The sequence below is a fragment of the Shewanella xiamenensis genome (assembly GCF_024971755.1).
Lineage (GTDB): Bacteria > Pseudomonadota > Gammaproteobacteria > Enterobacterales > Shewanellaceae > Shewanella > Shewanella xiamenensis.
Genome location: NZ_CP079718.1, coordinates 3,373,662 through 3,399,710 on the forward strand (window position 1 = coordinate 3,373,662; position 26,049 = coordinate 3,399,710).

Consider the following 26,049-nt stretch of genomic DNA (forward strand, 5'->3'; position numbering starts at 1 on the left):
TGTCAGCCTGTTTTACTCGCTGGCATGCATGGGAGATACGCCTTCACGCAGCAACAGTTAACGCAGCGGCCTCACCCATGGAACCCGATGACGAAAACCTGTTAAGAGGAAAAGTATGATCTCCCCCTGCGTCGCCCGCTGCGGCTTAAATGATGAAGATTATTGCATGGGCTGTTTTCGCCATATCGATGAGATTGTCGCTTGGCGCGATAGCAGCGATGCAGAACATGCCGCGATTATCGCGCAACTACCCGCCCGCAAAGCCCATTTCGAAGGCGACGAAAATCAACAGGTGCTAAGCCGCGCTAAATGGCTGGAAGCCGAGGCACGACTTGCAAAAAAAGCCTGAAAATTTCAGGCCTTTTACTTTTATCGCTACTTTTTCATCATCGCCTTTAAATCGGCGAAGGGATTATAGGTCGCCGCCGCTTGCTTGGTTTCGGTGGTGCTACCGTAGCGGATCAGTTCTTCGAAGCGTGAATGCTCATTATCGTGGCAATACAGGCACAATAATTCCCAATTCGAGCCATCGGATGGGTTGTTATCGTGGTTGTGATCTCTGTGGTGAACCGTCAACTCGCTTAAGTTTTTTGAGGTAAATTCGCGGGTACAGCGACCACAGATCCAAGGATACAATTTAAGCGCCTGTTCGCGGTATCCGCCCTCACGTTTGGCGCGGTATTCCCGCTCTTGGGCTAAGACTTGATCTAACTTACTCTGGCCTGGATTTGCTGACATGCTCACACCTAACTGATGACCCCTAAAAAAGTGCCCCAAGGATAATCCGAGTTATTCCTTGGGGCAATATTGTTAGCGTCAAAAGCCTTTAGGCGACATGTCCTTGGTCAGCATTGGACAAGTGCAAATAGTGCAGGTATTTCTCGTATTGGGTGACCACATCCGCCAATAGCTGCTCTTCGGTATAGCCCATCACATCATAGTGCTGGCCGCCCTGCTCTAAGTACACTTCGGCGCGATAATACCAATTGTTGCCCTGCTCTAACTCTTCACCGACGGGATTAACGATTTCAAAGCAGCGCATCCGCACACCGTATACGAAGGGTTGATAGGCTTCGTTGCTGATCACCAATCGCACTTTGCCGTCGAGATACTCAAGGTCAGCTGTGAGACCCTTGCTCATAAATTGCTGACACACCTTAGATAACGCCGGTGTCGCGACATTATTGAGGAAGATACGCGCCTCATCTTCGGTAGGATGCGACACTAAAACTTCGATACGCTCCTCCCAGCTGATATTGGTCTTAGTGTATTGCACACTGGTGGTATGGAGCTGCACGCTGTTGATCTTAAGCCAATCGTCCTTCAGCGCCTTATACAGTCCCAAACACATCAGCAGCATCACACATAAAAATGGCATCGCACTGGCAATAGCGGCGGTTTGGAGCGCCTGTAAACCACCCGCAAGCAGCAGCACCGAGGCCACCACGCCCTGCAGTAATGCCCAAAACACCCGTTGCCAAACGGGCGCATTGTTATCGCCCCCCGAGGTCAGGTTGTCGATTACTAAGGATCCCGAGTCAGATGAGGTCACAAAAAAGGTCACCACTAAACAAATCCCAATGCCCGATAACAGATGCGGGAACGGCATATGTTCAAAAAACACAAACAGAGCCACGGGCACATTGGTATTCACCGCTTCGCTCAGGTAGGTCGCGCCTTGGTTCATAATGGCATCAATGGCCGAGTTACCAAATACCGTCATCCATAAAAAGGTCAACGCCGAAGGCACAAATAAAATGCCGACTAAGAACTCTCGTATGGTACGGCCGCGACTCACCCGCGCAATGAAGGTGCCGACAAAAGGTGACCACGAAATCCACCAGCCCCAGTAGAGTAGTGTCCAACCGCCAAGCCAATCTTCCTTATGCTGATAGGCGTACAGATTAAAGGTTTTATTAACGATATCACTCAGATAACTACCGGTATTTTGCACAAAGGCCTGCAGCAACATCACGGTTGGGCCAAGAATTAACACAATCAGCAGCAGAATAAGGGCCAAGCCTAAGTTAAGCTCACTTAAGCGCTTCACCCCTTTATCGAGCCCCGAAAATACCGACAGAGTGGCGAGCAAGGTAATGCCAATAATCAGCGACACTTGCACCGTGGTGTTATTAGGCAATTGCTCGAATAAATAGCTTAGCCCCGAGTTAACCTGCAACACTCCAAACCCTAGGGAAGTCGCGACCCCAAACATTGTCCCCAATACCGCAAAGGTATCGACGCAGTGGCCAATCGGACCATGAATACGCTCACCGATTAAGGGATAGAGTGCGCTGCGGGGTAACAAGGGCAGCTTATGCCGATAGGCAAAATAGGCCAAACTCAAGGCAACCACCCCGTAAATCGCCCACGCATGTATGCCCCAATGGAAGAACGTAATCTTCATCGCTTCTTTGGCTGCGGCCAAACTCTCAGGCGTTGCATCGGGCGGCGCCAAGTAATGCATCACGGGTTCGGCAACGCCGAAGAACATCAATCCAATCCCCATCCCCGCCGAAAACAGCATGGCAATCCAGCTCTTATAGCTATAGTCGGGCACGGCATGATCGGGGCCGAGCTTAATATCGCCAAAGCGACTGACCATGACAAAGATGATAAAAATCAGAAAAATCGCCACGCCAAGGATATATAACCAGCCCGCTTTCGCTTCTATCCACGATTGCATGGATTTGAAAAAGTGATTGGCCTCGGTCGGCCAAATAGCGCAGATCATCACCATTAAAGTGATAAAAAAGACCGACGAATAAAAAACCGGTGGATTAATACTCGACTTGATAGACATAAAACTCCCTTGTTCTAGCCAGTTCCCTATTAACATCCCTTCGATGTTGAAGAGATAGCACAATAATAGGTAACCCTAGCCTCAGCAGTATGTGGTCAGGATGAAATATGCATAAATAATCCATGACAAGGGCTCGCGGTCAGCAATACCTTGTGATGTCATACTCATGTTGAAAACGCTTCCCCACTTCCCCGTTTGCTCGACGCTTTTGCTTAATAGCAAAGGCGGCAAACAACGGCTCAATAAACCGCTAAACCGCCGCTAATGCCATTTGAGAGCATATCGCACTCTCAAAGACAGCGAACATCGACACCATGCGACCGGATCGCAGGGTTCAACCTCAATGGCGACATAATGCATATAAGCGGTTCGATATCGGTGATATCGAGAGTGAGGAATGCAAAGCGCGATTAGCGGCTAACGGTTAACGGTTAACCCGTAACAAATAACCAGTAGCAAATATCGACTCGGCCTTGCTTAAGCTCTACTGGAGTGCCTTCGAACAGAGACCACATGCTGTCGAAAACTGACTCAATAGAGACAAAGATAATGCTAAACAGCTACCGCTGAATTAGCATAAAAAATGGCGACCTATTAAGTCGCCATCGGATTGTATCACAAAAATGCCTCTATTTGACGTAAAAAACCAAAACAGCTCTATTCAGCTTTAGTTTTTACCGTTGCTGCGCCCGGCGTTTGTGAGATACCCGCCGTTAAATTAAAGCGCATAGCCTCTTCAAAAGACCAGTCGACTAAAATCAAATCTTCACGTTTGACTAGGCTAGTCACCCCCGCCATTTGGTAACTGAGTTGAAATAACACAGGCACCCAATCTCCCTCAGGCAGCGCATCGAGCAACGGCTGCGGCGGCGTATCCGTCATAATAAAGCCCACCACAAACCCGCCATTGGCCTGTTTAACCAACACGGTTTGCTGAGTATTGGGTTTGCCCTCACGGTTCATTAAGGAAGCGATATCACGAATACTGCCATAGACAGATTTAAACAGCGGAAAACGCATCAGCTGACGTTCAATCCAGCCATAGAGCCACACAATAGGACTCACCGAAAACAACAGGCCCACGGCAAACACTATGGCCACGACTAAGATAAAGCCCGCGCCGACAAAATGTTGGTTAATCCCTACCAACTCTAAAATAAAAATCCCTAAACCATCTAACGATACAAACAATGACCAAAACAACCACAGGCTTAACGCCATCGGCAGCAGGTTCATCAAACCACGGGCTAAGGTTTTCTTCATTACAATCTCATCAAATCCAATGGGATAAAAAAAGGCATAAATTATTTACGCTAAAAAGCGCGTTAAATGCTACCACAGAGTCACTTTTGCACCAGCACTTGATGTAAGGTAAGGCGCAGAGAAAACCAATAACAAACCGCTACGGCATCGAGGGAAAGAATATGCGCGTGACCCGCCTAGACCATTTAGTGTTAACTGTGAAAGATATCGAGGCCAGCGTCGACTTTTATCAACGCGTGTTAGGGATGAAAAAGTCCGTATTTGGTCAGGGCCGTATCGCATTAAGCTTTGGCGATCAAAAAATCAATCTTCACCAAGCAGGCGCCGAATTTGAACCTAAGGCAAACCTTGCTACGCCCGGCAGCGCCGATCTCTGTTTTGTGGTCAGCCACAATATCGAAGAAGTGATCAACCACTTAAACAGCCTTGAAGTTGCGATTATTGAAGGCCCAGTACTGCGCACTGGTGCCACAGGTCGCATCAACTCCGTCTATATCCGCGATCCCGATTTGAATCTATTGGAATTATCCGAATATCTTCCCGCCTGCGCGCTTGTTCTGGTCTAATCCCATCGGATACTTAATTTTGAGACAGTATGGTCAATAAATTAAGAGATCTATATGAGTGTGAAGAAATCACATAAAAGTTATCCGCAGGCATTTAAAGATGAAGCCGTCTTGATGGTGCTAGAGCAAGGTTATAGCGTTGCCGATGCGGCAAAGTCTCTTGGAGTTAGCACGAGCCTGCTTTACAACTGGAAAGAAAAACACCAAGCCCTGAAACAAGGTGTCACCTTAGAAGAGTCTGAGCGTGATGAGCTAAAACGATTACGTAAAGAAAACAAATAATTACGAATGGAGAAAGAAATTCTAAAAATGCCCAAGGGGCACGCCGAGGCCAGCGCCTTCTTTGCGAAAGAAATGAAGTAAAATTTCGTTTCATCAAACGGCAATCCAACCTGTTTCCCGTAGCACTGTTATGTCGAGTAATGAGTGTAAGTAAATCAGGTTATTACGATTGGCATTAACGCCCTGCAAACGTGATAAGCGTTGAAACACTGAAGCTTTATCGCCTTGTTCAACAGCTATTTAAGCAAAGTCGAGACAGCTTAGGGAATCGTGAAATGGTGAAGAAATTGCGCAAGGAAGGCTACCAGGTTGGTCGCTATCTCGTTCGTAAAATTATGCACCGCCTTCGACTTAAAGCAACCCCGCGACGCGCTTACAAGGTGACTACGCAGCGAAAACTCTCAGATGCAGTAGCTGATAACCTGTTAAATATGAACTTTAATCCGGTATCGGCTAATCAGGTCTGGACGGGTGACGTGACCTATTTAAAGATGGGTGAAGGCTGGATGTATTTAGCAGTGGTGATGGATTTATATTCACGCCGGATTGTGGGATGGCACATAGATAAACGCATGACCACAGATTTGATATCTAAGGCATTAATAAAAGCCTACACCTGCGACAACCAGCGCGAGGGCTGGTATTTCACAGTGACCGAGGCTCGCAATATACCAGTAAGCAATTCGGTAGGCTGCTATCGAGCTATGGTATCCGAGCCAGCATGGGTGATGTGGGGGCGTGTTCGGCAACTGCTACTGCGTTGCTCTACCTCCTGCATCCATGCAGTCGTGGGATAATGCCGTTGTTGAGCGATTCTTTGACAGCTTAAAACACGATTGGATTTTTAAAGTTAATCAACCAACAAGGGAGTTTATGAAGCAAGATGTTATTGCTTACATGAAATATTACAACTTGGAGCGGCTGCATTCTGCTAATGACGATCTGTCAGCTGTAGAGTTTGAAAATTCTCAAGTAAAAGTGTCCAGTTTGGGTTGACCAGAACAGTATGCCTGTACTGTTTAGCTTTTGTTATCGAAAATGCTTTTGAATCTCCAAATTGAAAACATTGTAAGAAGTAGCGCTGCAATCAAAGTACTTGCTAGTCTATTCATATGATTTTTACTCAAACTTGAATAGCTAACTAATTCTATTTCATTTTGTGATACGGATAAAACTTCCTTTCCTCTGACTATCAAAGATACACCATCGAGAGACTTACAGTCAATACTGTTCAAACTACTATAACGTCCTCCATTTTCAATATAAATATCATAATCATACTTTTTATTAAACCTAGAATTTATTTTGCAGTCATATCCAAACAGAACCCCTTCAATTTTTTCATTTGAAATTAAAATAGAATTAATAAATGAAAACCAAAAAAATGCCGTTATGGATATTATTAAAAATAAACCTGCAATATTTGATTTAGTCTTTAATTTCTTTAATTGCATCTTCAAGTTTTTCCGTATTCTCATTTAGTGTTGCTTGTGTAGCAGCCATATCTATCGTTGACTTAGCAAGGCTACCCAATATTTCATCACCTGTACCAGTAAACCAAATAAATCGGCCACCAATTTTAAATCAAAAACATAATGCACTTTTAGGTTACCTACAACCCGTTCTAGCTCAAATGGTTTGAACAACTAGAGCAAGGACATCCATGCCATTGCGGCATTTGTGAATCCATTGACATCAGACTGGGCGAGCATCCAAGGACTGCTTTAACAACTTCCATAACTGTCAGCTCGCCATCTGATAGGCATGACGCCTGAATGTCGTGCAATGCAGGGATGCATGAGAACAACCATTGCTCTCATTCATAATCTTAGAAACCCTACCGTATCGTTAAACAAATGCTATGTCTCACCTACCAATCAGAATCAGCAACGACTATCAAGTGCCCTCTTTAAGTTAAACATCTAAACAAAAACGCTCCGCGGATTAGGCAGAGCGTTTACGGATAAAACTATGTGATAAAAGGCGTTTAGTTCTTCATATCCTTTTCCATATCTTCGTAGGAAGTATGGCGGACGTCTTTACCTTTCACGTAGTAAATAATGTATTCGCAGATATTTTTACAACGATCGCCCACACGCTCAACCGCACGGGCTGCCCAGAGTACATCTAATACATCGGGGATTGAGCGTGGGTCTTCCATCATGTAGGTCATTAATTGGCGGATAATGCCTTCATATTCACGGTCGAGTTTAGCGTCTTCCTTGTGCAGTTCCAATGCAGACTCTGCATCCATACGGGCTAATGCATCTAAAGTGGCGTGGAGCATACGAGTCGCATGGCGGCCCATATTTTCAATACTGACTAATAAAGGCTGCTGATTATTCAATCGCTTATCTAATGCTGCCTTGGCAATACGCACACAGGCGTCACCGATACGCTCAAGATCAGCAATGGATTTTGAAATCGCAATGATCATCCGCAAGTCGCTCGCTGCGGGCTGGCGCTTGGCGATAATACGGGTACATTCTTCGTCAATCGAGACTTCCATTCCATTGACTTTATGGTCACCCATAATCACTTTTTGCGCTAATTCGGCATCTAAGGTGCTTAAGGCGTCGATGGCTTGCTCTAATTGACGCTCAACCAAGCCACCCATAGCGAGTACACGGTTACGAATATCTTCTAGCTCGGCGTTAAATTGCCCAGAGATATGTTTGTTTAAATTCATATTTTCCATTTTGCCAACCTTTTACTCAACTGTATCAACGCCTAGATGGAGTTTGCAATGCTTAACTCTGTTCTAGGCGGTGGCTTATTTCGTTAATCGCTTATCACTCACATCACCTACTGCCAAGGGCAAGGTGATTAACCGTAACGGCCGGTAATGTAATCTTCGGTCTTACGTTTTTTCGGTGTGGTGAAAATAGTGTTGGTATCGGCGTATTCCACCAATTCGCCCATATACATAAAGGCCGTTTGGTCCGATACCCGCGCCGCCTGTTGCATGTTGTGGGTAACGATAACCACTGTGTACTTAGTCTTAAGCTCGGTTATCAGCTCTTCGATGGTTAAGGTTGAAATCGGGTCGAGTGCCGAAGTGGGTTCGTCGAGCAGTAATACTTCTGGCTCAATGGCAATAGCACGGGCAATCACCAAACGTTGCTGCTGACCACCGGATAAGCCAAAGGCGTTATCGTGCAGGCGGTCTTTCACTTCATCCCAAATCGCCGCGCCGCGTAGCGAACGCTCGGCCGCTTCGTCGAGTTCACGGCGGTTGTTAATGCCCTGCAGACGCAGACCATAAACCACGTTTTCGTAAATCGACTTAGGGAATGGGTTAGGACGCTGGAACACCATACCTACGTTGCGGCGCAGTGCGGCAACGTCGATCTTTTTGTCATAAATATTTTGACCGTGCAGCAAAATCTCGCCGTCGATATGGCAGTTGTCCACCAGATCGTTCATGCGGTTAATGCAACGCAATAAGGTGGATTTACCACAACCGCTGGGGCCGATAAACGCCGTAACTTGCTTTTTGGGGATCTTCATCGACACATTGAATAGCGCTTGCTTATTGCCATAGCGCAGGTCTAAGTTGCGGATCTCCAGCGCGGTATCGTTCTGGCTCAAGTTGGCTAAGTCAAAGTTATTGGTTTTCATGGCTGTTGAATCTATAGAAATCATATTCAGTCCTAATACTTTCAGGATAATCGCTGATTAATGCTCAAGCGAACGATATTTTTCACGTAAGTGGTTACGCACACTAATCGCGGTTAAGTTCAGTGCCACAATCACTGTTACCAGCAAGAAGGAGGTGGCGTATACCAGAGGACGTGCTGCTTCAACGTTAGGACTCTGGAAGCCCACATCATAAATATGGAACCCTAAGTGCATGAATTTACGTTCTAAATGCACGAACGGGAAGTTTAAGTCCAGTGGCAATGTCGGTGCTAATTTCACTACACCCACCAACATTAACGGTGCTACCTCACCCGCAGCACGGGCCACGGCTAAAATCAGACCCGTCATGATCGCAGGGCTTGCCATCGGGATCACAATCCGCCACAGGGTTTCGGCCTTAGTCGCGCCCAGTGCCAAACTACCTTGACGCACAGCACTCGGAATACGGCTTAAGCCTTCTTCGGTCGATACAATCACCACTGGCAGGGTCAGAATCGCTAATGTCAGCGCCGACCAAATCACCCCTGGCGAACCAAAGGTCGGTGATGGTAATGCTTCGGCGTAAAACAGTTGGTCAATCGAGCCGCCCATCATGTATACGAAGAACCCTAAACCAAACACCCCGTACACAATCGATGGCACACCCGCTAAGTTGATTACCGCAATACGGATCATCTTAGTAATTGGGCCTTTTTTGGCATATTCGTGCAGGTAAATCGCGGCAATCACCCCAAATGGCGTAACAATAATGGCCATTAAGATCACCATAAATACTGTGCCGAAAATTGCAGGGAATACCCCCCCTTCAGTGTTGGCTTCGCGTGGGTCATCCAGCAGGAAACGGCCAACCCCGACAAACCATTTACCGATTTTTCCCATCAAGCCTAAGTGGTTGACGTAGGTGACATCCAGCACAGTGTCTAATTTAAGTTCCACCTCAACACCGCGCATATCGCGTACAATCACAGCGTCGCGAGCCGCTTCATCACGCAGGGCAAACAGCTGTTTTTCGAGTACTTTATAGTCTTGTTCGAGCGAATGTTTCGCCGCGGCTAACTCCTGCTTGCGACTATCGGTCAGCTCACCATCTAACTCGTAACGGCGCTCTTTTAAACGCAGTTTTTCGATGTTGTAGTTAATCGAGCCAATATCTTGTTTTTGCAGTGATAAGGCTTTGTCAGACAGTGCGACTGCGCGCTCAATATGTTCCATTAAGGAGGATTCAAGCGCATCGTTTTTAAGTTCTAAGCGTTTACCGTTTTCAATCACGGCCACTGGGTAACCGTAAAAGTTACCGTTTTTCGTCCGCTCAAGCATTGCGACATCAGCTGGCTCACTACGGCTAATAATGTCCGTCGCTAAAATCCAGCGGAAATCTAGGCCCACAAATTCACGGTTACCGGTCTTGACTAAATAACGGGTCACAAACTCACCGGGTGGCTGTTTAAACACATGGCCTGCGGCGGTTAAGCGCTCGGTCGGCACTTCTTCCCTATCGTAGATTTCACCGATTAAGGTTGACCGTACACCCGAGCTATCTTCGAGTTCCCATTGATAAATCGTCGCAGGCCAAAAAAAGCTTAATCCGCGCCATGCAATCAGCAGTAACAAACCTAATACTGCAATCAAACTGATGCTCACCGCGCCACCTGTCATCCAAATCCATGGCGAGCCTGATTTTACCCACTTACCCATTGCACAAACCTCTCAAGGTCATTGGCGAAATAGTATTTAGTATCATTATCTTATCTCCATTACAGCGAGCTATAGCGGTCACGCAGACGCTGTCTTACCACTTCGGCAATGGTGTTAAAGAAGAAGGTGAATACGAACAGTACAAAGGCTGCGAGGAACAGCACACGATAATGTGAGCTACCAATTGCCGATTCAGGCATTTCTACCGCAATGTTAGCCGCTAATGTCCGCATACCTTCAAACACGCTCCATTCCATAATGGCGGTGTTACCCGTTGCCATTAGTACGATCATAGTTTCACCCACAGCGCGGCCAAGTCCCATCATCACCGCCGAGAAAATCCCCGGACTTGCGGTGAGTAAGACCACCCGAGTCAGTGTCTGCCAAGGCGTCGCGCCCAGCGCCAAACTGCCGTTAGATAAATGGCGTGGCACAGAGAAAATCGCATCTTCGGCAATCGAGAAAATGGTTGGAATAACCGCAAAGCCCATGGCGATCCCCACCACCAGCGCGTTACGTTGGTCGAAGGTGATGCCTAATTCGTTAGTGATAAATTGGCGAGTGTTACCATCAAACAATGCCACTTCAATCATCGGGCTGATGGCAAAGGAGAACCAACCCACAAAGCAGATAACCGGGATCAGCATCAGCTCCTGATAGACTTCAGGCAAACGTTGTTTCCATTTACCGGGTAACTTGCTCCAAGAATAGGCTGAAAGCAAAATCGAGGTCGGCAGCAAGATCAGCAGCACTAAGATGCCCGGCAAGTGTTCTTCAATCAGCGGAGCTAACCAAAGTCCTGCGAGGAAACCTAAGATAACCGTCGGTAAAGCTTCCATGATTTCGATGGTTGGCTTAACAATGCCGCGCACCTTAGGCGACATAAAGTAAGCGGTATAAATCGCGCCTGCAATCGCTAATGGTACTGCAAATAACATGGCGTAAAATGCGGCCTTCATGGTGCCAAAGGCCAATGGCATTAAGCTCAGCTTAGCTTCAAAGTCATCACTGCCCGAGGTGGATTGCCACACAAATTTAGGCTCAGGGTAACCTTCGTACCACACCTTATTCCACAACGCGCTCCAAGATACCTCGGGATGAGCGTTTTCGACGTGGAAAATATTTAGCTGGTTGTTCGCCTCGACGACTAAGCCATTCGAACGTGGGCTAAACCCCATGGCTCCCGGATTTTTAAGGTCAAAGGTTTTATCAAACAGTTCACGCTCACTGGTGGTGTAAAGCAGTGATAGTTCACCTTCGGGGCTCACCACAGCAAAACTTTTACGGTAAAACTCAGAAGCCATAGAGGCAACAGGTGGTAAGCCCGAAAACTCACGAATTTCTTTATATAAACGGCCTTTTGGACCATTTACTTGGAAGTACTGGGTCACCACACCGCTGTCATAATTCACTAAAATCGAGCTAGCACCTGCGAGCAAGGCAATATTATTAACCTTAGACTTGTCCTTTTCGGCATCGATAACTTGAATTAAATCGATATTTTCAATGTCACGAATATTGTAAACAAACACCTTATTGCCCATCTGCAACATCAGTTGGCGTTGATCAGGGGTCATTAATTGGTGCGCCGCCTTTTTAGGGGCATCTGGGAGCAGTGCACTCGTCGTTGTCCACTCAATCTCTTCGGTCATCATGTTTTCTTGACCTTCAAGACGGCTTAAACGCCAAATGCCATTATTATCTTGGTAGGCAAAGGAGATTTTATCGCTACTGAAACTAAAGGCTAAATGGTTGATAGCACTACCGGATTCATCAATCGTGATCGGCGTTTCACCTGCGCTATAACGCAGTTTTGGCGTGATAAGACGTTTATTATTGGGATAGCTTAACCCAAACTCAATACCCACGATTAAGGCTTGGCCGTTACTCAAACCTAGGGCAAAACGTTGCTCACTCGGCGCGGCAATGGCGGCGCTGGTTACGCTCACACCAGCAGGTAATGGCGGGGTAAAACTGGAGAGTAAGCTGCCATCGGCAACAGTGTAGAAATCCACTTGGCCATCGGCGGCTACGCGATACATTACCTCATTTTGCTCATCAGCACCGACCATCAGGGTCGCGACTTCAGCATGTTGATAACTCACGCTTTTTACTGGAGTCACATCCGCGCTGTCGAAAATGGGTTTAATCACGTATAACAAATAGAAGAAGATCAACAATAAGGCGACAAACACCATAGTGCCGCCAATCGTGACCCCAATTTGAGCCGCTTTATCCTTAAATGCCCTGCGACTTGAACGTCCGCCTTTCAGCATACTGTGCGGCGCAGAACCAGGTTGAATGACCTGACTTTCCATTAAGAACCTCTATTATTAAAGCCTGTGAGTTTTTTCGCTAGGAATTGCGAAATGCTATGCTTACACTGTTTGAGCATAAACTGAGCAATAACAACACCCTTCATTCTAAGTGCGTTGAATTATATGACGCAAAGATGACAGTTGTGTTACACCCCGTTGTAAAACAGGTGCCTTTTACAAAAAATAGGAGTCAGTCGCCATGCTACGATATTTAATCACGCTTCAAGCACCTGATAGAAAAGGATTAGTAGAGCAAATCGCCCACGCCGTGAGTCGCCATGGCGGCAATTGGCTCGACTCAGAATTGCGCCATATCGACGGGATTTTTGCCGCCATTTTGTTACTCGAAGTACCTTCCCTGAAAATGGACGAGCTGATTGAAGCCTTAGAGTGTATCGACGGGCTCACCCTCACCTATGCTAAAACCTCAGTCGCCCTCAAACCCATTAAGCGGCTGACCTACAGTTTAGTGTCCTACGACAGACCCGGATTAGTGCTGGATATCTCCAATCGGATCACCGCGCTTGGTATCAATATCGAGCAATTTAGCAGTCAATTTGAAACCGCTGGCCATACTGGCATCGCCCTCTTTCGCGCCACCATAGGTTTAGGCTTGACCGACCTTGCTCAAGAGGAGCAACTGATGCAATCCCTCTACGCCCTCGGTGATGACTTAGTGCTGGATAAACTCAGCCGTTAGGTTTCAACACTTTTAACAAAAAACGCCGCGGGCACTGCCAGCGGCGTTTTTTTATAGAGACTTAGCTGACGTTCTGGTGCCGAGACTTAATCAAATAACGCAGCGGCACTTGAGAAATCAGCATACCGAGCAGCATCAAACCGCAGCCAACCAAGGCGCGCAGCCCTAAGCTCTCCCCAAGGAACAAAATACCGCCGATGGCCGCAAACACAGTTTCTAAACTCAAAATAATTGCCGCATGGGCAGGATGCGCATGCTTTTGCGCCAGCACCTGCAAAGTATAGGCAATACCCACTGAAATCAGCCCCGCATAGGCCAGTGAGCCCCAGGCGGCGACCACCTTATCGACTGTCGTGACCTCAATGGCCGCAGACACCAGCAGGCTTAATACGCCGCACACCAAAAATTGCATCATGGCGAGTAACACTGGCGAAATCCGCTTGGCAAAATGATCTACCGCCAAAATGTGCATCGCCCAAAACAGCGCGCCAATCAATTGCAGCATATCGCCATAACCAATATGAAAGCCGTCTTTAATACTTAAAAAATACAGCCCCACTAATGCAACGGCACACCCCAACCATGTATTTGCGCCAGTAGCATGTTTCAGCGCCAGCCCCAAAATCGGCACTAACACGATATAAAGCCCAGTGATAAAACCCGCATTGGCCGCGGTGGTGTAAAGCAGCCCCACCTGTTGCAATGAGGCGCCTGCAAACAGCAATCCGCCTACCGCAACACAGCCAATGGCAAAATCTTTGGGTGTACCGAGATGAATTTTACCTTGCCGAGCCAAGTACCACACCAGTGGAACGAGTGACAGCGTACCAATTAAAAAACGTAGCCCGTTGAATGCAAAGGGCGATAAATGCTCCATTCCTAAGGTTTGCGCGACAAAACCAAAGCCCCAAATGGCAGCGGCGAGCAGGAGTAAAAAATTGGCAGGCAAGATACTGTCTCAATGATTAAAAAGGATGACAAGATTACCGATATGCTGGACGCTTGTCCAAAATAACCTACAAGTGAATAACAAACTGACGCACTCACCACGAGTTAATTGACAGTTCATTGGCCCCCGTTAACCTCCGTACATTTAAATCAAGTTGGAGTATCAATCGAAAATTCCTATCTAAACTCGACTAGATAATCTTGTATACTGCACATCAAGCAATGACGAATGCATAAGTGCGCTGGGAAGCCTTACCCAACCCAGTGACACAATAAAAACTAGGAACACCTATGTTAGGAACGCTAAAAAAGCTGCGCGCACACTTAGATGAGGCGCAACAAGTACAGTATCAACTGGTGATAGGTGAAGAATTACTGCCACTGAATCCCTTAATTGGCAAACCGCTGACACTTACCCACACGGGTAACATCTTCTGCTGTAACTGTGGCAAAAAGACCAAAAAAAGCTATTCGCAAGGCCATTGCTTTGTGTGTATGCAAAAGCTCGCCAGCTGCGATATGTGCATTATGAAGCCCGAAACCTGCCACTTTGACCAAGGCACCTGCCGCGAGCCCGAGTGGGCACAAAGCCATTGTTTTGTGCCGCATTATGTTTATCTATCGAATACCTCAGGCATCAAAGTCGGCATCACCCGCCACACACAATTGCCCACCCGCTGGATAGACCAAGGTGCGACTCAAGGTTTACCGATTTTCAAAGTATCGACACGACAAATCTCGGGTTTAGTGGAAGTGGAATTAGCCAAGCTCATCAACGATAAAACGCACTGGCAAGCCATGTTAAAGGGCCATGCCGATGATATCGATTTGAATGCTAAGGCTGCGGAACTGATCCCACACATCGAAGCTAAACTGCATGAAATCGCTATGCAAAAAGGCGATTACAGCATCGAGCGATTGCAGGAAGACATTCAAACCATTCATTATCCGATTGAAGTTTTCCCCAAAAAAATCAGCTCACATAATTTTGATAAAGACGCCGTGGTCAGCGGAATTTTACAGGGCATCAAAGGCCAATATTTACTGTTCGATACGGGCGTGATTAATATCCGCAAATTCACCGCCTATGAAGTGAGTGTATCCTTAAGCAACTAGCTTGCGCCGCGTTGTGCTAAGGCGAAGCCCTACACAACGCGCGCTATTCTTGGCTTAGCAACGCTTGGCTTGAAAGGCAATGTACTAACCAACTTGCGCTTCCATATAGACAAGTTCCCAAATATGTCCATCGGGATCTTCGAACGCATGGCCGTACATAAACCCTTGATCTTGTGCTTGACGATAGGCTTTGCCACCATGCTGTTCAGCAAGTTTTACCAATTGGTCGACACGTTCTCGACTGTCACAGTCTAGGCAATTGAGTACCTCTGTCGTGGCATGGGCATCGGCAATCATCTTATCGGTAAAACCAGCAAAAAAAGGCTTCGCCAGCAGCATCACATAAATATTGTCCGCGATCACCACGCAAGCAGCCTGCTCATTGCTGTATTGCTCATTGATACCAAACCCTAGACCAGCATAAAAAGCCCTTGATTGTTGAACACTTTCAACCGCCAAATTAACAAAGATACTTTGTGCCATCATAATCTCCCTTTATAAGTCCCTGCGGACGTACATCCTAGTCCGGTAAAAATACCTGTCATCTGTGGATAGGTAAGTAAATAGCAAACTGAATTGTCTAGTCTATTATTGCGACATCCTAAACTCGTGTTCCAGCTAGCTCTTTAGGCGAGCATCTGACTCACCTTAAGACTTTACTGATTACTGCGCCAAAATATCCGCCCTATTGCACCGCATGGGTGGCGGGCAGCAATAGCAGCATTTCCTCGATTGAGCTATCGAAGCGGGCTTTGACTTCATCCATATCCTTAATATTGGCAAAGCCTTGGCCAAGAACTCGCCATACCATCTCATAAGGCTGACCCGCAATGCCCGTTGGCTTAAAAAAGCTAATCAGCACTGAGCCTTTATCGTATTTTTTAAGATCAACACCTTGATTCGACAGGCCCGGCACTAAGCCTGCGGCGGCAAGTATCTGCTCATCCGACATTTGTGTGCCCATGGCGATGCCGAACCCCACTTGAAAGTCCGCCAGTTGCGGGTCTTCAACCCAGCGATAACCTTTTGTCAGCAGCACTTTTTTAAGGGTGTCCTGCATATGTTGTAAGACTTGTTGCTGATCGAGCCTGCGGTCAACAAAGATCTTCTGTAGTGTGGGATGCCAACTATAGGTCATGGCACTCGGCGGTAATTGACTCAAATCCCCCGAAGTTACGACAGTAGTTCGTAGCGCTTGCGAATCATCGTTCACACTTACACAGGCGGTAAGACCTAGCAAACTCAAGCTTACAATTGTCAGTACACGTCTTATTTTTTGTGGTAAATACATGCTCTTTCCCTTATGGCAATTTTTACAGCTTAAGGATAGTTGCTATTTCTCAGACTGAAAGTCGATATTCATCATAGTGTTAAATTGCAACGTTCGGCAACCGCTGCACTTATATTGCTCAGAAACCTTAGTGTGCACCACATAGTTATGATTTGTTACTTTATAAAGCCCGTACAGCGTATAGGCGCGATTCAATTTACCCGCTAGAATGCCTCGCTCAACGTCAGTGATAGTAATACCTCGGCGCTTAAATTCGAGAGTAATATCCCTATTACAATGCCAAAAATGACAATAAATAAAAGGTGTGGAATTTATCTATGGAGTTAATACTGGCTATCGCATTGTTTGCCTTTTCATCGGGGATCACTCCTGGGCCTAACAATATTATGCTGATGACCTCAGGGGTCAACTTTGGCGTTAAACGCAGTATTCCGCATCTGATGGGGATTAGCCTCGGCTTTCCCACCATGATCCTCGCCATCGGCTTAGGCTTAAGTGCCCTATTTCAAGCCTACCCTATTATCCACCAAGTGATTAAGGTGATTGGGATCGTTTATCTCCTGTACCTGTCTTGGCTAATTGCCAACAGCAGTAGCAAGATGGAGGGCAAGAGCATCGCTAAACCCTTTAGCTTTTTGCAAGCCGCAGCATTTCAATGGGTTAACCCTAAAGGCTGGATTATGGCGGTGGGCGCGATTGCCACTTTTACCTCGGTGCAACAGGATCTCACGCCGCAAGTAGTCACCATTGCCACAGTGTTTTTATGTGTGGCCTTTCCCTGCGCCGTGGTGTGGCTTGGGTTTGGCGTGGCGCTTAAACGTATTTTGAAAAACGAGCGCCAGCAGAAGATCTTTAATATCACTATGGCCATCTTGCTTGTGGCGTCTATCATCCCTATGATCGCCCCCTAATTTTGGCCGTAAGAGTTAAGTACTAGCATGAATGAGATAGAACTGATCACTCAACAAACCGATAACTGGGTGAAAAAAGTGATCATGAAATACAATATTTGCCCCTTCGCCAGACGTGAGGTGGAGCGTGGCAGTATTCGCTATCTCGTTGTTGAACAAACCAAAGTCAAGCTAGTGCTTAAGGCCTTGATTGAAGAATGCCAATATCTAGATGCCCACCCAGAGCACGAAACCACACTGTTTGTTCTGCCGCGGGGTTTTGAGGGCTTTTACACTTACCTCGATCTCGTTGATATGGCGAATGACGCCTTATTCGACAACGACTATGAAGGCGTGTATCAGCTCGCGCATTTTCATCCCGACTATTGCTTCGAGGATGAACCCCAAGACTCGGCGGCCAATTTCACCAACCGCGCGCCCTACCCAACCCTGCATATTATTCGCGAAGCCAGTATGGAGTTAGCCCTGGCTAACTATAACGACCCTGAATCAATCCCCGAGCGCAATATTCAATTTTGTGAGCGTAAAGGTAGCGAGTTTTTTATTAAATTACTCGCCGAGTGCATGGGGAAATAGCTTAATCACGGCGGGTAACACATGTACCGCGTAACAATCAGCTGAATGTTTGCGACAACGGAATGTAATCACGATGGACTTGATTATCCCATCAGCATTAAAGCCCTTTTTTAGCGCAGAGATACCAGACTCACGCCAACTCGACATCGGTTTTGCCCTATTTGAATTTCCAAGATTTGAAGACCTCATCGATTTTCAAATGGGTTATCGCTGGCATGGTATCACCCAAGCGCGGGAGCCTACTTGGGATGATAATTGGCTAGTACTGGCAAGCTCCTATGGCGATCCCTTAATTTATCATTTAAAGGATGAACACATTCTTTTCGCTCGCCATGGCGCATGTGGTTGGAAGCCCAACCTACTTTTTACCGATTTAGCCCAAATGTCTCGCTGTTTTAATGCGTTAGCAGCACTAATCTCCGACGCAGGCGACGCTCTTTTTGATGATGACGACAATATCCAGCCAAACTATGTTGAGTTAATTAAAGCGAAGATTGTGAATCATGTAGGGCTTGAGCAAGGCAACCAGATCGTCGAGCAACTAGAAATTATGGCCTACTAACATAAGAAGTAGGCCGTAGAAATTTAAATGCTATAAATCATCACATTAAGGATATCTACGGCCTGTTTGTCATAGTCAGTAATACTCACGAATAAGATCAGTCGAACCTATAACTGAAAACGTGTTACTAATCCTTTTAGCGTAACGCCAAGGCTAGCAAGATTATCGGCGGAGCTTGCTGTTTCTGCTGCGCCATCAGCGGTTTGTTCAGCAATATCCCTCACTCTCACGATACTTTTATTAATATCTTCTGCCACCGCGCTTTGTTCTTCCGAGGCTGCAGCAATTTGATGTGTCATATCCTGAATACGGCTAACCGCAACGGCAATATCCACTAACATCTCACCGGCTTCGCGGGATAATGACACTGCGCCATCACTCAATGTTCGGCTTTTGGTCATCATTTGTACCGACTCCGATGTCCCTTTTTGCAAGTTAACAATCATATTTTCAATTTCTTCGGTAGAGGATTGTGTGCGGCTCGCAAGGCTTCGCACTTCATCGGCCACCACTGCAAATCCCCGTCCCGCCTCACCAGCCCTTGCAGCTTCAATGGCCGCATTTAGTGCGAGTAAATTAGTCTGCTGTGCGACTGATTTGATCACATCAAGGACGGCACCAATACTGTCACTTTCCGATTGTAAGCGCTCCATTGCATGTGCAGTGGTCGCTATTTCCTTGGCTAAAAGTTCGATTTGGCTAACCGCTTCGATAACTTTTTTATTACCTACCGCAGTGGTGTGATCCGCCTCTTTAGCGGCTAATGCAACATTTTCAGCACTCGTTGAGACCTCTTGTACTGTCGCAGCCATTTCATTAATCGCGGTAGCGACTTGGTCAGTTTCACTACGCTGATTTTGCATCCCGACACTATTTTGTACTGTGACCGAAGAAAGCACCTCAGCCGATGAAGCCAACTGCACCACGCTATCACCTATTTGTGCCAACATTTGCCTAAGGGTGCTATTCATTTCATCCATGGCACGCAATAGTTCTCCCATCTCATCCTGACGCTCTGAGTGAATAGTGCTACTTAAATCACCTTCGGCAATTTTTCTTGCTGTAACAAGGGTTTGTTTAAGTGGCCCAACAATTTGTCCACTGATTAACCAAGCCAGTAAGGGACCGACGACCAAGGCAACAATTAATGTACCAAGTACCACCTCCTTGGCTTGAGCATCCGCGTCTGCCCGCTGATGCTTTTGGATGTCAACTAATTCACGAATATTCACCATCAATGTTTGTGCAGCCGCGCCCATCGACTGTGTTAGGTTAGCCATATCACGGTTAACATCGACCAACGCATCAATATCTTGGTCATACAGATCCAGTATCTGTATGGCTTGCGCAGTATCTTCCCCCTTAAGAGTGGCAATAGTCTGAGATAATCTGGCAATCGCATCTTTTGCCGTTTTTAAATTAAGATCACTAGCATCATAGACATAGCCTCGAATGTGATAACGTAACATGGTCATTTGCTGGCTAACACTTAAGGCATCTTTTAATAATTCAGTATTTTGGGTCGCTTGGGCCTTGTTGGTCATTCTATCGACCAACTCCGCATAAGTGGCAACCAACTTTGCTCCCACTTGAGCACCTGTGACTTTTAATGCCTGTTTATGCTTAAACACATCACTAAACTGATTTATTGATTGATGATACCGTTCCATCGCCACTAATGATTCTTGAAGATACTGTCTATCGTAGGCATCGCTATACTCTGACAATTGTTGCTGTAAACCACTTTTTGTATTTTCAATTAAGCTCTGGAGTTCATCTAATTTTGTTAAATCGCCATTTGCGATAAATTCTAATCGCACGGCCTTGGCCGCAAGCAAGGTTTTATCGACATTGGCAATAAACTCTAACCGACGACTACTGATATCGATTGAGGTAAGTCCCCTGTATCCAGCCGCTGCTACAATAAATATCAGCAATAACAAGATCCCAAAACCAAGCCTTAACTTATTGGTTACTGTCATGTTTCCTAGCAGGCGGCGCAAACCTTCCATTTAAATACCCCGTATCAATTTTAAAGATGAGTAAACAAATCCAATGCAATTGTAATAATTTTTCCATGGCCGTTTATTGACCTAGTTAACCAATCGGTAAAATACATTATATGTATAACATTTAAATCGAGAGTATATTGTGGAAGTCAGAAGAAAGAGAAATCGTAGAGAGCAACTGCATTCGATTAAAAAGATAAATATACTTATTAAAACAATACTTTACATCATCACAACAAGACTAATGGCGACAAAATATCTGGCAGTTATTCATCATTGTCGATACTAAAAGCAATAAAGTCATCGGTCTTAGGTATCGCTTGATACACTTCAGTCTGAGTAAACAGCTGTAGGCATTCAGAAAATATCGAACGTATTTGCCCCACTATGGCTATGGCTTCCCACTCACTAAAGTCATCCTCGGGTAAGCGCTGTTGAATCGCTTGCAACTCGTCCTCTGAAAGCACATAAAGCGTCCTCACACATTGATACTCCCAGTCACCCGTATTGAACTTAAGCTATTGATAACACTCGCTGAGTTAAATATGCGGTTCATTCAATGTCATCCATTGACTGATTTACGCCTTTTAAGGTCGATTTATTTGCTAAGCAGTCCGAACGTTCATCACACAAAGAGATAACCCCACGCTCTTATCCCTAAAACACCTCACTTAAACCAACCTTTGATACTCGTCAGCAGTGAGCGACTGTAAAAATGCACACTCTTGGCTTGGCAAAATGTAGTGATAGACTCAACGCTGTTGCTATGTAAATGGTGTACCTTAATAGGCCAGCTGCCCCGCTTCAGTTGACGCTCAAGCAATTTCACATCCCGCGGATACGATTAATATCCTCTGAGTTTTTAGCGCGTAAATGGATGACAGGGCTTAAGGCGTGGTCCGACGTACTTCTAATAAAATCCAAGCGTAAAGACTCCAGCAGATAAGCTTTCACGACGGCTTTATAGTTCGACAGTAACCCTTTGATCTACCGCGAAATGGAGATACTCATGGAGCTTGATATAGCCAAATAACGAGAGCGCCCTAGGTGTTCAGCCAACTCGAGCAGCGATGACAACATCAAGCGCACTTCGTGTGCATCTAAGGATTTCGACATATTGCTGTTAGGGTTCAGCGCCATATCGCTTCCCGATTGCAGCAGCACTTGGAACAGTGTCTCGGCATCGAGCGTCATCACCCATGGTGCTCAGTGCCTTCGCTCTTCATAAATTCGATGGCCTTATCAACGGCGGTTTGAGATGTGAAAATCGGCGTAAAAGGATGATCACAGCCATCCTCGAGGGGGACATACCACTGGATGATACCGATAGCCATCGCACCTTCACCCGCCTCTGGCGCCCCAGTGCTACTCTCACTCAAGATAAAGAGTATTGGTTGGCTAAGCAGTTGATAAAACTCGGCCGGATAGAGATTGTCTTGGAGGGCCTTAACAAAACTTTGTTAGAGTGAGGTCGTCTCCTCTAAGGTGTACAACATTGACAAACTTCCTGTTATTAACCCATTAAGACCTTAACTATCAAATAGTTAAAAATGATTTTTAACCATTCGATTCATACTGACCAGATTAAATCGCCTGGGCATGGCAAAACATTGAGGGCGTCGAATATCCCACAATCGGAATAATAGCTGGCGCTTAGCCCCGTACCGAGCCTACGGAGTCGCAAACTCGGCACTCAGGAGTAACGGATTGATAAAGCTATAGACTTAATCCCCACACTTCAAAGGCATCGCGGCAAAGTTGCTCACGAAAATCCGGATGGGCGATATTAATCAAGGCCTGTGCCCGTTCACGTAGCGAGCGGCCACGAAGATTCGCCGCGCCATATTCGGTCACTATGTAATGAACATGGGCGCGGGTAGTTACCACCCCCGCCCCAGGAGATAACACGCTAGCGATGCGAGAAACCCGACCTCCAGAGGCCGTACTTGGCAGCGCAATCACAGAGCGGCCACCTTCGGACAGCCCTGCGCCGCGGATAAAGTCCATCTGGCCACCCACGCCCGAATAAATCTTAGTGCCAATGGAATCGGCACACACTTGCCCGGTGAGATCGACCTGCAGCGCCGAGTTAATCGCCATTACATTGGGGTTTTTACGGATAATAGACGTGTCGTTAACTTGCTCGATATCCATAAAGATAACCGCAGGATTATCATCCACATAGTCGTATAACTTCTGGCTACCTAATGCAAAACCTGTGACCAGTTTTCCGGGGTAAAAGCGCTTTTTACTATTATTAATCACGCCCTTTTCAACTAATTGCAAAATCCCGTCGGAAAACAATTCGGTATGCACGCCTAAGTCTTTGTGCTCGGTCAGGCAGGACAACACCGCATCGGGAATCGCGCCAATCCCCATCTGCAAACAATCACCATCGCGGACTAATTCAGCCACATTTTTCCCTATCGCCAGACTCACAGCATCGCCAGTGGCAAACGAATGAATGGGTAAACTGGCGCTTTGCTCATACACGGCGGCAAAACGGTCGATATGAATAAAACCATCGCCGTGGGTGCGGGGCATTTGTGGATTAATATGGGCAATGATTTTACCCGCCACTTGGCAGGCGGCTAAAGTGGCCTCCACCGAAATTCCTAAGGAACACATGCCATGTTTATCCGGCGGCGACACTTGGATAATCGCGGTATCGATTTTTTGCTCGCCGCTGCGGAACAGTTTAGGCACTTCAGAGAGGAAAATCGGCACATAATCGGCCTCGCCACTTTGTAATAACGGCCTTGTAGGCACCCCACCGAAAAAACAGCGATGGCGCAAATGCCCACGTAAATCGGGATGACTTAAGGATTCAGCACCTTCGGTATGTAACTGTAATAAGGTGAGATTTTCAAGGGTGAGCGCATGTTTTGCCAGCGCATCTAATAGGACTTTTGGAGTTGCGCCCATGGAATGGGTCCACAGGGTTTCGCCACTTTGGATCAGTGAAACCGCTTCGAGGGCACTTTGACACACAATCGCAGGCATACAGAATTCCTTCGCTAAGCTAAATCTCTATTCCTTTTGTGTATGATGCAACGTTGATGCGCATCGCGCTGCTCAGCCGAATAGGCCTTCACATTCACTGAGCTGATAACCTCAGGTATCGATTTACACAAATCGGTCTGCATAAATCGCGCGAAGGGACACACTAAGCCATCACATAAAAGGAACATTTTGTTAGCAGCAGTGTAAGCGAGTTCTAAAGTAACTAACATCCATTTCAACTACTTAGTCCAAATCTTTACGCATAATTTGCGTTAAATCAAAACTCGCGCCTAAAGCGTGAGTCAGCCCCTTAATCCAAACGTTTAGAAAAGCGCAGGCTTGCCACCAGCAGCCCCAAACAGGTAAAACCAATCATCCACAAGGCATCAAATTGCAAGTCACTCACCTCGGCATCCCGAAGCACAATCGCGCGGGACATACGCATAAAGTGCGTCGCGGGTAACGCCTCGGCAATCCACTGAGCCGCTACGGGCATGGCCTCGTAGGGGAACATAAAACCCGACAACAAAATCGACGGCAGCAGGATAAATACCGTCATTTGCATCGACTGTAACTGGGTTTTCGCGATGGTCGAAATCACTAGGCCTAAGGTCAAACTGGCGCAGATAAACAACATGGCCGCCAGCGCAATCGAGTCCAAACCGCCGCGAATCGGCACAGCAAACAGCAAATGCCCAGCGGTAAGAATAATCGCCAATTGCACAAAGCCGACTAACACATAAGGGGTTATTTTACCTAGCATTAGCTCAAGTGGCCTCACCGGCGTGGTGATTAAAAACTCCATATTGCCCTGCTCGCGTTCGCGCACAATCGCGGCCGAGGTAAACATCACCATGGTCATAGTCAAAATGACCCCTAAGAGGCCGGGGACGATATTCACCACAGATCGCTGCTCAGGGTTAAAATACTGCACCACCTCAAAACTGGGGGGATTGGATTTGACCGCCCTGCCCGCTATTTCATCCAGCGGCATTTGCCTTAAACTGCGAATGGTAGAGGCGACCACGGTATCCGAGCCATCCACCAACCATTGACCAACAGGCTCGGCAAAATAGGTCTGCCCCGCAAACGCTGGATGCCGCACTAAACGCTCGTCAAGATCGGCACCTAAATACAGCACGGCTTTCACTTCGCCGCGGGTGATCGCCGCTTCCGCCTCGGCAATATTCAAATAGTGATATTTAAAATCAACTGCTTGGGTCGCTTCTACCGCTTTAACTAAAGCACGGCTATAGGCTGAATCACTTAAATTAACTAAACCTGCGGGCAAATGACGCGCATCGGTATTGATAGCATAGCCAAACAGCATCAACTGCACTAAGGGGATCATCACTATCATGCCGAAGGTCATGCGATCCCGCGATAACTGTCTGAGTTCTTTGACCACCACGGCCCAAATTCTACCTAGCATCTTGAGTCTCCACTGTCGTGGCCTGACTGCCGATCGGCGGCGCCAGTTGGGCACGTCCGCCCGTACAAGTCACAAACACATCCTCAAGGCTTGGGCGCACCTCGGTCAGTGCCCGCCCAGCAACCCTTGGGCTTAACCAAGCCAGCGGATCTGCAATCGAACTTTGCACTAATACCCGTAAACGGCTGCCAATCTGCGCCGCCGATAACACGTTAGCGTCGCTTATGAGTGATTGTTTTAGTGTGCGTAAATCATCCCCCGATACTTCAATCACCCGCGCGCCCATGGCGGCCATTAATTGTTGCGGCGAGCCGTCGGCACGTTTTATCCCACGCTCTAAAATCGCGAGACCATGACAACGCTCGGCCTCATCCATATAGTGAGTCGAGACTAAAATCGTGGTGCCTTGGGCGCAGAGATCGAACAGTCGCTCCCAAAACTCACGGCGATTTTCAGGGTCCACCGCCGACGTCGGCTCATCGAGAAATAACAGCTCGGGATGATGTAAGGTTGCGGCAGCTAAGGCCAAACGCTGTTTTTGCCCGCCACTCATGGAGCCCGCCATTTGCTTCTCGCGCCCCGCCAAATCGTACAAGCTTAATAACTCGGCCAAACGCGCCTTGGTTTGGCGACGATTCAGTCCATAAATTTGCGCCACAAACTCGAGATTTTCCCGCACCGACAGGTTGTCGTAGAGGGAGAACTTTTGCGTCATATAGCCAATGCGGCGGCGCAGTTTTTCCTCGGCGCCGGGCAAGGTTTCGCCCAGCACCCGAATATCCCCCGAGGTCGGGCTAAGCAGCCCAGTCAACATCCGAATGGAGGTCGATTTACCACAGCCATTGGGGCCTAAAAATCCATAAATTGTGCCCTTAGGGATCGCTAAATCGAGATCTTCGACCGCATTGATGCCGCCAAAGGCGCGGGTCATA

25 protein-coding genes and 1 pseudogene are annotated in these 26,049 nt (G+C 47.0%); 8 read left to right on the plus strand and 18 right to left on the minus strand.

Features of this window, described 5'->3' with window-relative positions:
* Window positions 1–115 precede the first annotated feature (115 nt).
* Entirely contained in the window at window positions 116–349 is a 234-nt protein-coding gene (locus tag KXJ80_RS16075) for a DUF1289 domain-containing protein (protein WP_218738320.1), read from the plus strand.
* Between the two features lie 26 nt (window positions 350–375).
* On the opposite strand, the gene KXJ80_RS16080 is transcribed toward KXJ80_RS16075, so the two are convergent.
* From KXJ80_RS16080 to KXJ80_RS16090, 3 genes are all read right to left on the minus strand, one after another.
* On the minus strand, window positions 376–738 hold the full coding sequence (locus KXJ80_RS16080; protein ID WP_011717601.1) for a YajD family HNH nuclease: 363 nt from the start codon (window positions 736–738) through the stop codon (window positions 376–378).
* Window positions 739–826: 88 nt separating this feature from the next.
* Complete coding sequence (locus KXJ80_RS16085) at window positions 827–2,803, minus strand: BCCT family transporter (RefSeq protein WP_218738319.1); 1,977 nt, start codon at window positions 2,801–2,803, stop codon at window positions 827–829.
* 657 nt (window positions 2,804–3,460) lie between these two features.
* A complete protein-coding gene (locus KXJ80_RS16090; protein ID WP_011717603.1) occupies window positions 3,461–4,066 on the minus strand; it encodes a DUF502 domain-containing protein in 606 nt (201 codons plus the stop codon).
* 161 nt (window positions 4,067–4,227) lie between these two features.
* Between KXJ80_RS16090 and KXJ80_RS16095 the strand changes: the two genes are divergently transcribed.
* Entirely contained in the window at window positions 4,228–4,632 is a 405-nt protein-coding gene (locus KXJ80_RS16095; protein ID WP_218738318.1) for a VOC family protein, read from the plus strand.
* 54 nt (window positions 4,633–4,686) lie between these two features.
* Window positions 4,687–5,910, plus strand: a pseudogene (locus KXJ80_RS16100) (IS3 family transposase).
* A gap of 23 nt (window positions 5,911–5,933) precedes the next feature.
* Here KXJ80_RS16100 and KXJ80_RS16105 read toward each other — a convergent pair.
* The 5 genes from KXJ80_RS16105 to KXJ80_RS16125 all read right to left on the minus strand — a co-directional run bounded on the left by KXJ80_RS16105 (window position 5,934) and on the right by KXJ80_RS16125 (window position 12,569).
* Window positions 5,934–6,368 (minus strand): hypothetical protein, encoded by a 435-nt coding sequence (locus KXJ80_RS16105; protein ID WP_259474465.1) that lies wholly within the window; start codon window positions 6,366–6,368, stop codon window positions 5,934–5,936.
* A gap of 533 nt (window positions 6,369–6,901) precedes the next feature.
* Complete coding sequence (gene phoU, locus KXJ80_RS16110) at window positions 6,902–7,612, minus strand: phosphate signaling complex protein PhoU (protein WP_099457867.1); 711 nt, start codon at window positions 7,610–7,612, stop codon at window positions 6,902–6,904.
* Between the two features lie 128 nt (window positions 7,613–7,740).
* A complete protein-coding gene (gene pstB / locus KXJ80_RS16115; RefSeq protein ID WP_037416943.1) occupies window positions 7,741–8,559 on the minus strand; it encodes a phosphate ABC transporter ATP-binding protein PstB in 819 nt (272 codons plus the stop codon).
* A 33-nt stretch (window positions 8,560–8,592) separates the two neighbouring features.
* A complete protein-coding gene (gene pstA, locus KXJ80_RS16120) occupies window positions 8,593–10,251 on the minus strand; it encodes a phosphate ABC transporter permease PstA (RefSeq protein ID WP_037416941.1) in 1,659 nt (552 codons plus the stop codon).
* Between the two features lie 59 nt (window positions 10,252–10,310).
* A complete protein-coding gene (locus tag KXJ80_RS16125) occupies window positions 10,311–12,569 on the minus strand; it encodes an ABC transporter permease subunit (protein WP_218738317.1) in 2,259 nt (752 codons plus the stop codon).
* A gap of 199 nt (window positions 12,570–12,768) precedes the next feature.
* On the opposite strand from KXJ80_RS16125, the gene KXJ80_RS16130 reads away from it, so the two are divergent.
* Window positions 12,769–13,269, plus strand: a complete 501-nt coding sequence (locus tag KXJ80_RS16130; RefSeq protein WP_037416937.1) for a glycine cleavage system transcriptional repressor — start codon at window positions 12,769–12,771, stop codon at window positions 13,267–13,269.
* A 61-nt stretch (window positions 13,270–13,330) separates the two neighbouring features.
* Here the strand turns inward: KXJ80_RS16130 and KXJ80_RS16135 are convergent, their stop codons facing one another.
* Window positions 13,331–14,218 carry a DMT family transporter gene (locus KXJ80_RS16135; RefSeq protein WP_037416935.1) on the minus strand — a complete coding sequence of 296 codons (888 nt, stop codon included), beginning with the start codon at window positions 14,216–14,218 and terminating at the stop codon, window positions 13,331–13,333.
* 290 nt (window positions 14,219–14,508) lie between these two features.
* On the opposite strand from KXJ80_RS16135, the gene KXJ80_RS16140 reads away from it, so the two are divergent.
* Window positions 14,509–15,333 carry a DUF2797 domain-containing protein gene (locus KXJ80_RS16140; protein ID WP_037416933.1) on the plus strand — a complete coding sequence of 275 codons (825 nt, stop codon included), beginning with the start codon at window positions 14,509–14,511 and terminating at the stop codon, window positions 15,331–15,333.
* Window positions 15,334–15,417: 84 nt separating this feature from the next.
* Here the strand turns inward: KXJ80_RS16140 and KXJ80_RS16145 are convergent, their stop codons facing one another.
* Together KXJ80_RS16145 and KXJ80_RS16150 are read right to left on the minus strand one after the other, a co-directional pair.
* Window positions 15,418–15,816, minus strand: a complete 399-nt coding sequence (locus KXJ80_RS16145; protein WP_218738316.1) for a VOC family protein — start codon at window positions 15,814–15,816, stop codon at window positions 15,418–15,420.
* A gap of 202 nt (window positions 15,817–16,018) precedes the next feature.
* Window positions 16,019–16,624, minus strand: coding sequence for a DUF4136 domain-containing protein (locus tag KXJ80_RS16150; RefSeq protein ID WP_218738315.1), 606 nt, complete (start codon window positions 16,622–16,624; stop codon window positions 16,019–16,021).
* A gap of 317 nt (window positions 16,625–16,941) precedes the next feature.
* On the opposite strand from KXJ80_RS16150, the gene KXJ80_RS16155 reads away from it, so the two are divergent.
* From KXJ80_RS16155 to KXJ80_RS16165, 3 genes are all read left to right on the plus strand, one after another.
* Window positions 16,942–17,535, plus strand: coding sequence for a LysE family translocator (locus tag KXJ80_RS16155; protein WP_011623319.1), 594 nt, complete (start codon window positions 16,942–16,944; stop codon window positions 17,533–17,535).
* A gap of 27 nt (window positions 17,536–17,562) precedes the next feature.
* A complete protein-coding gene (locus KXJ80_RS16160; protein ID WP_218738314.1) occupies window positions 17,563–18,111 on the plus strand; it encodes a DUF1415 domain-containing protein in 549 nt (182 codons plus the stop codon).
* A gap of 73 nt (window positions 18,112–18,184) precedes the next feature.
* Window positions 18,185–18,673 carry a hypothetical protein gene (locus tag KXJ80_RS16165; RefSeq protein WP_218738313.1) on the plus strand — a complete coding sequence of 163 codons (489 nt, stop codon included), beginning with the start codon at window positions 18,185–18,187 and terminating at the stop codon, window positions 18,671–18,673.
* 107 nt (window positions 18,674–18,780) lie between these two features.
* On the opposite strand, the gene KXJ80_RS16170 is transcribed toward KXJ80_RS16165, so the two are convergent.
* The 7 genes from KXJ80_RS16170 to KXJ80_RS16200 form a co-directional block, all read right to left on the minus strand.
* Window positions 18,781–20,655: a methyl-accepting chemotaxis protein gene (locus KXJ80_RS16170; RefSeq protein WP_256931081.1), complete on the minus strand. Its 1,875-nt coding sequence runs from the start codon at window positions 20,653–20,655 to the stop codon at window positions 18,781–18,783.
* Window positions 20,656–20,948: 293 nt separating this feature from the next.
* Window positions 20,949–21,149 carry a hypothetical protein gene (locus KXJ80_RS16175; protein ID WP_240292214.1) on the minus strand — a complete coding sequence of 67 codons (201 nt, stop codon included), beginning with the start codon at window positions 21,147–21,149 and terminating at the stop codon, window positions 20,949–20,951.
* A 520-nt stretch (window positions 21,150–21,669) separates the two neighbouring features.
* Complete coding sequence (locus tag KXJ80_RS16180; protein WP_256931080.1) at window positions 21,670–21,879, minus strand: hypothetical protein; 210 nt, start codon at window positions 21,877–21,879, stop codon at window positions 21,670–21,672.
* Window positions 21,876–22,061: a hypothetical protein gene (locus tag KXJ80_RS16185; protein ID WP_256931079.1), complete on the minus strand. Its 186-nt coding sequence runs from the start codon at window positions 22,059–22,061 to the stop codon at window positions 21,876–21,878. Before KXJ80_RS16185 ends, KXJ80_RS16180 begins: the two co-directional genes overlap by 4 nt.
* A gap of 337 nt (window positions 22,062–22,398) precedes the next feature.
* Entirely contained in the window at window positions 22,399–23,685 is a 1,287-nt protein-coding gene (locus tag KXJ80_RS16190; RefSeq protein ID WP_144375614.1) for an acetyl-CoA hydrolase/transferase family protein, read from the minus strand.
* Between the two features lie 310 nt (window positions 23,686–23,995).
* Window positions 23,996–25,117 carry an ABC transporter permease gene (locus KXJ80_RS16195; protein WP_218738311.1) on the minus strand — a complete coding sequence of 374 codons (1,122 nt, stop codon included), beginning with the start codon at window positions 25,115–25,117 and terminating at the stop codon, window positions 23,996–23,998.
* A complete protein-coding gene (locus tag KXJ80_RS16200) occupies window positions 25,107–26,048 on the minus strand; it encodes an ABC transporter ATP-binding protein (protein WP_052184078.1) in 942 nt (313 codons plus the stop codon). The genes KXJ80_RS16195 and KXJ80_RS16200 overlap by 11 nt, the downstream gene beginning before the upstream one ends.
* Window position 26,049: the final 1 nt, after the last annotated feature.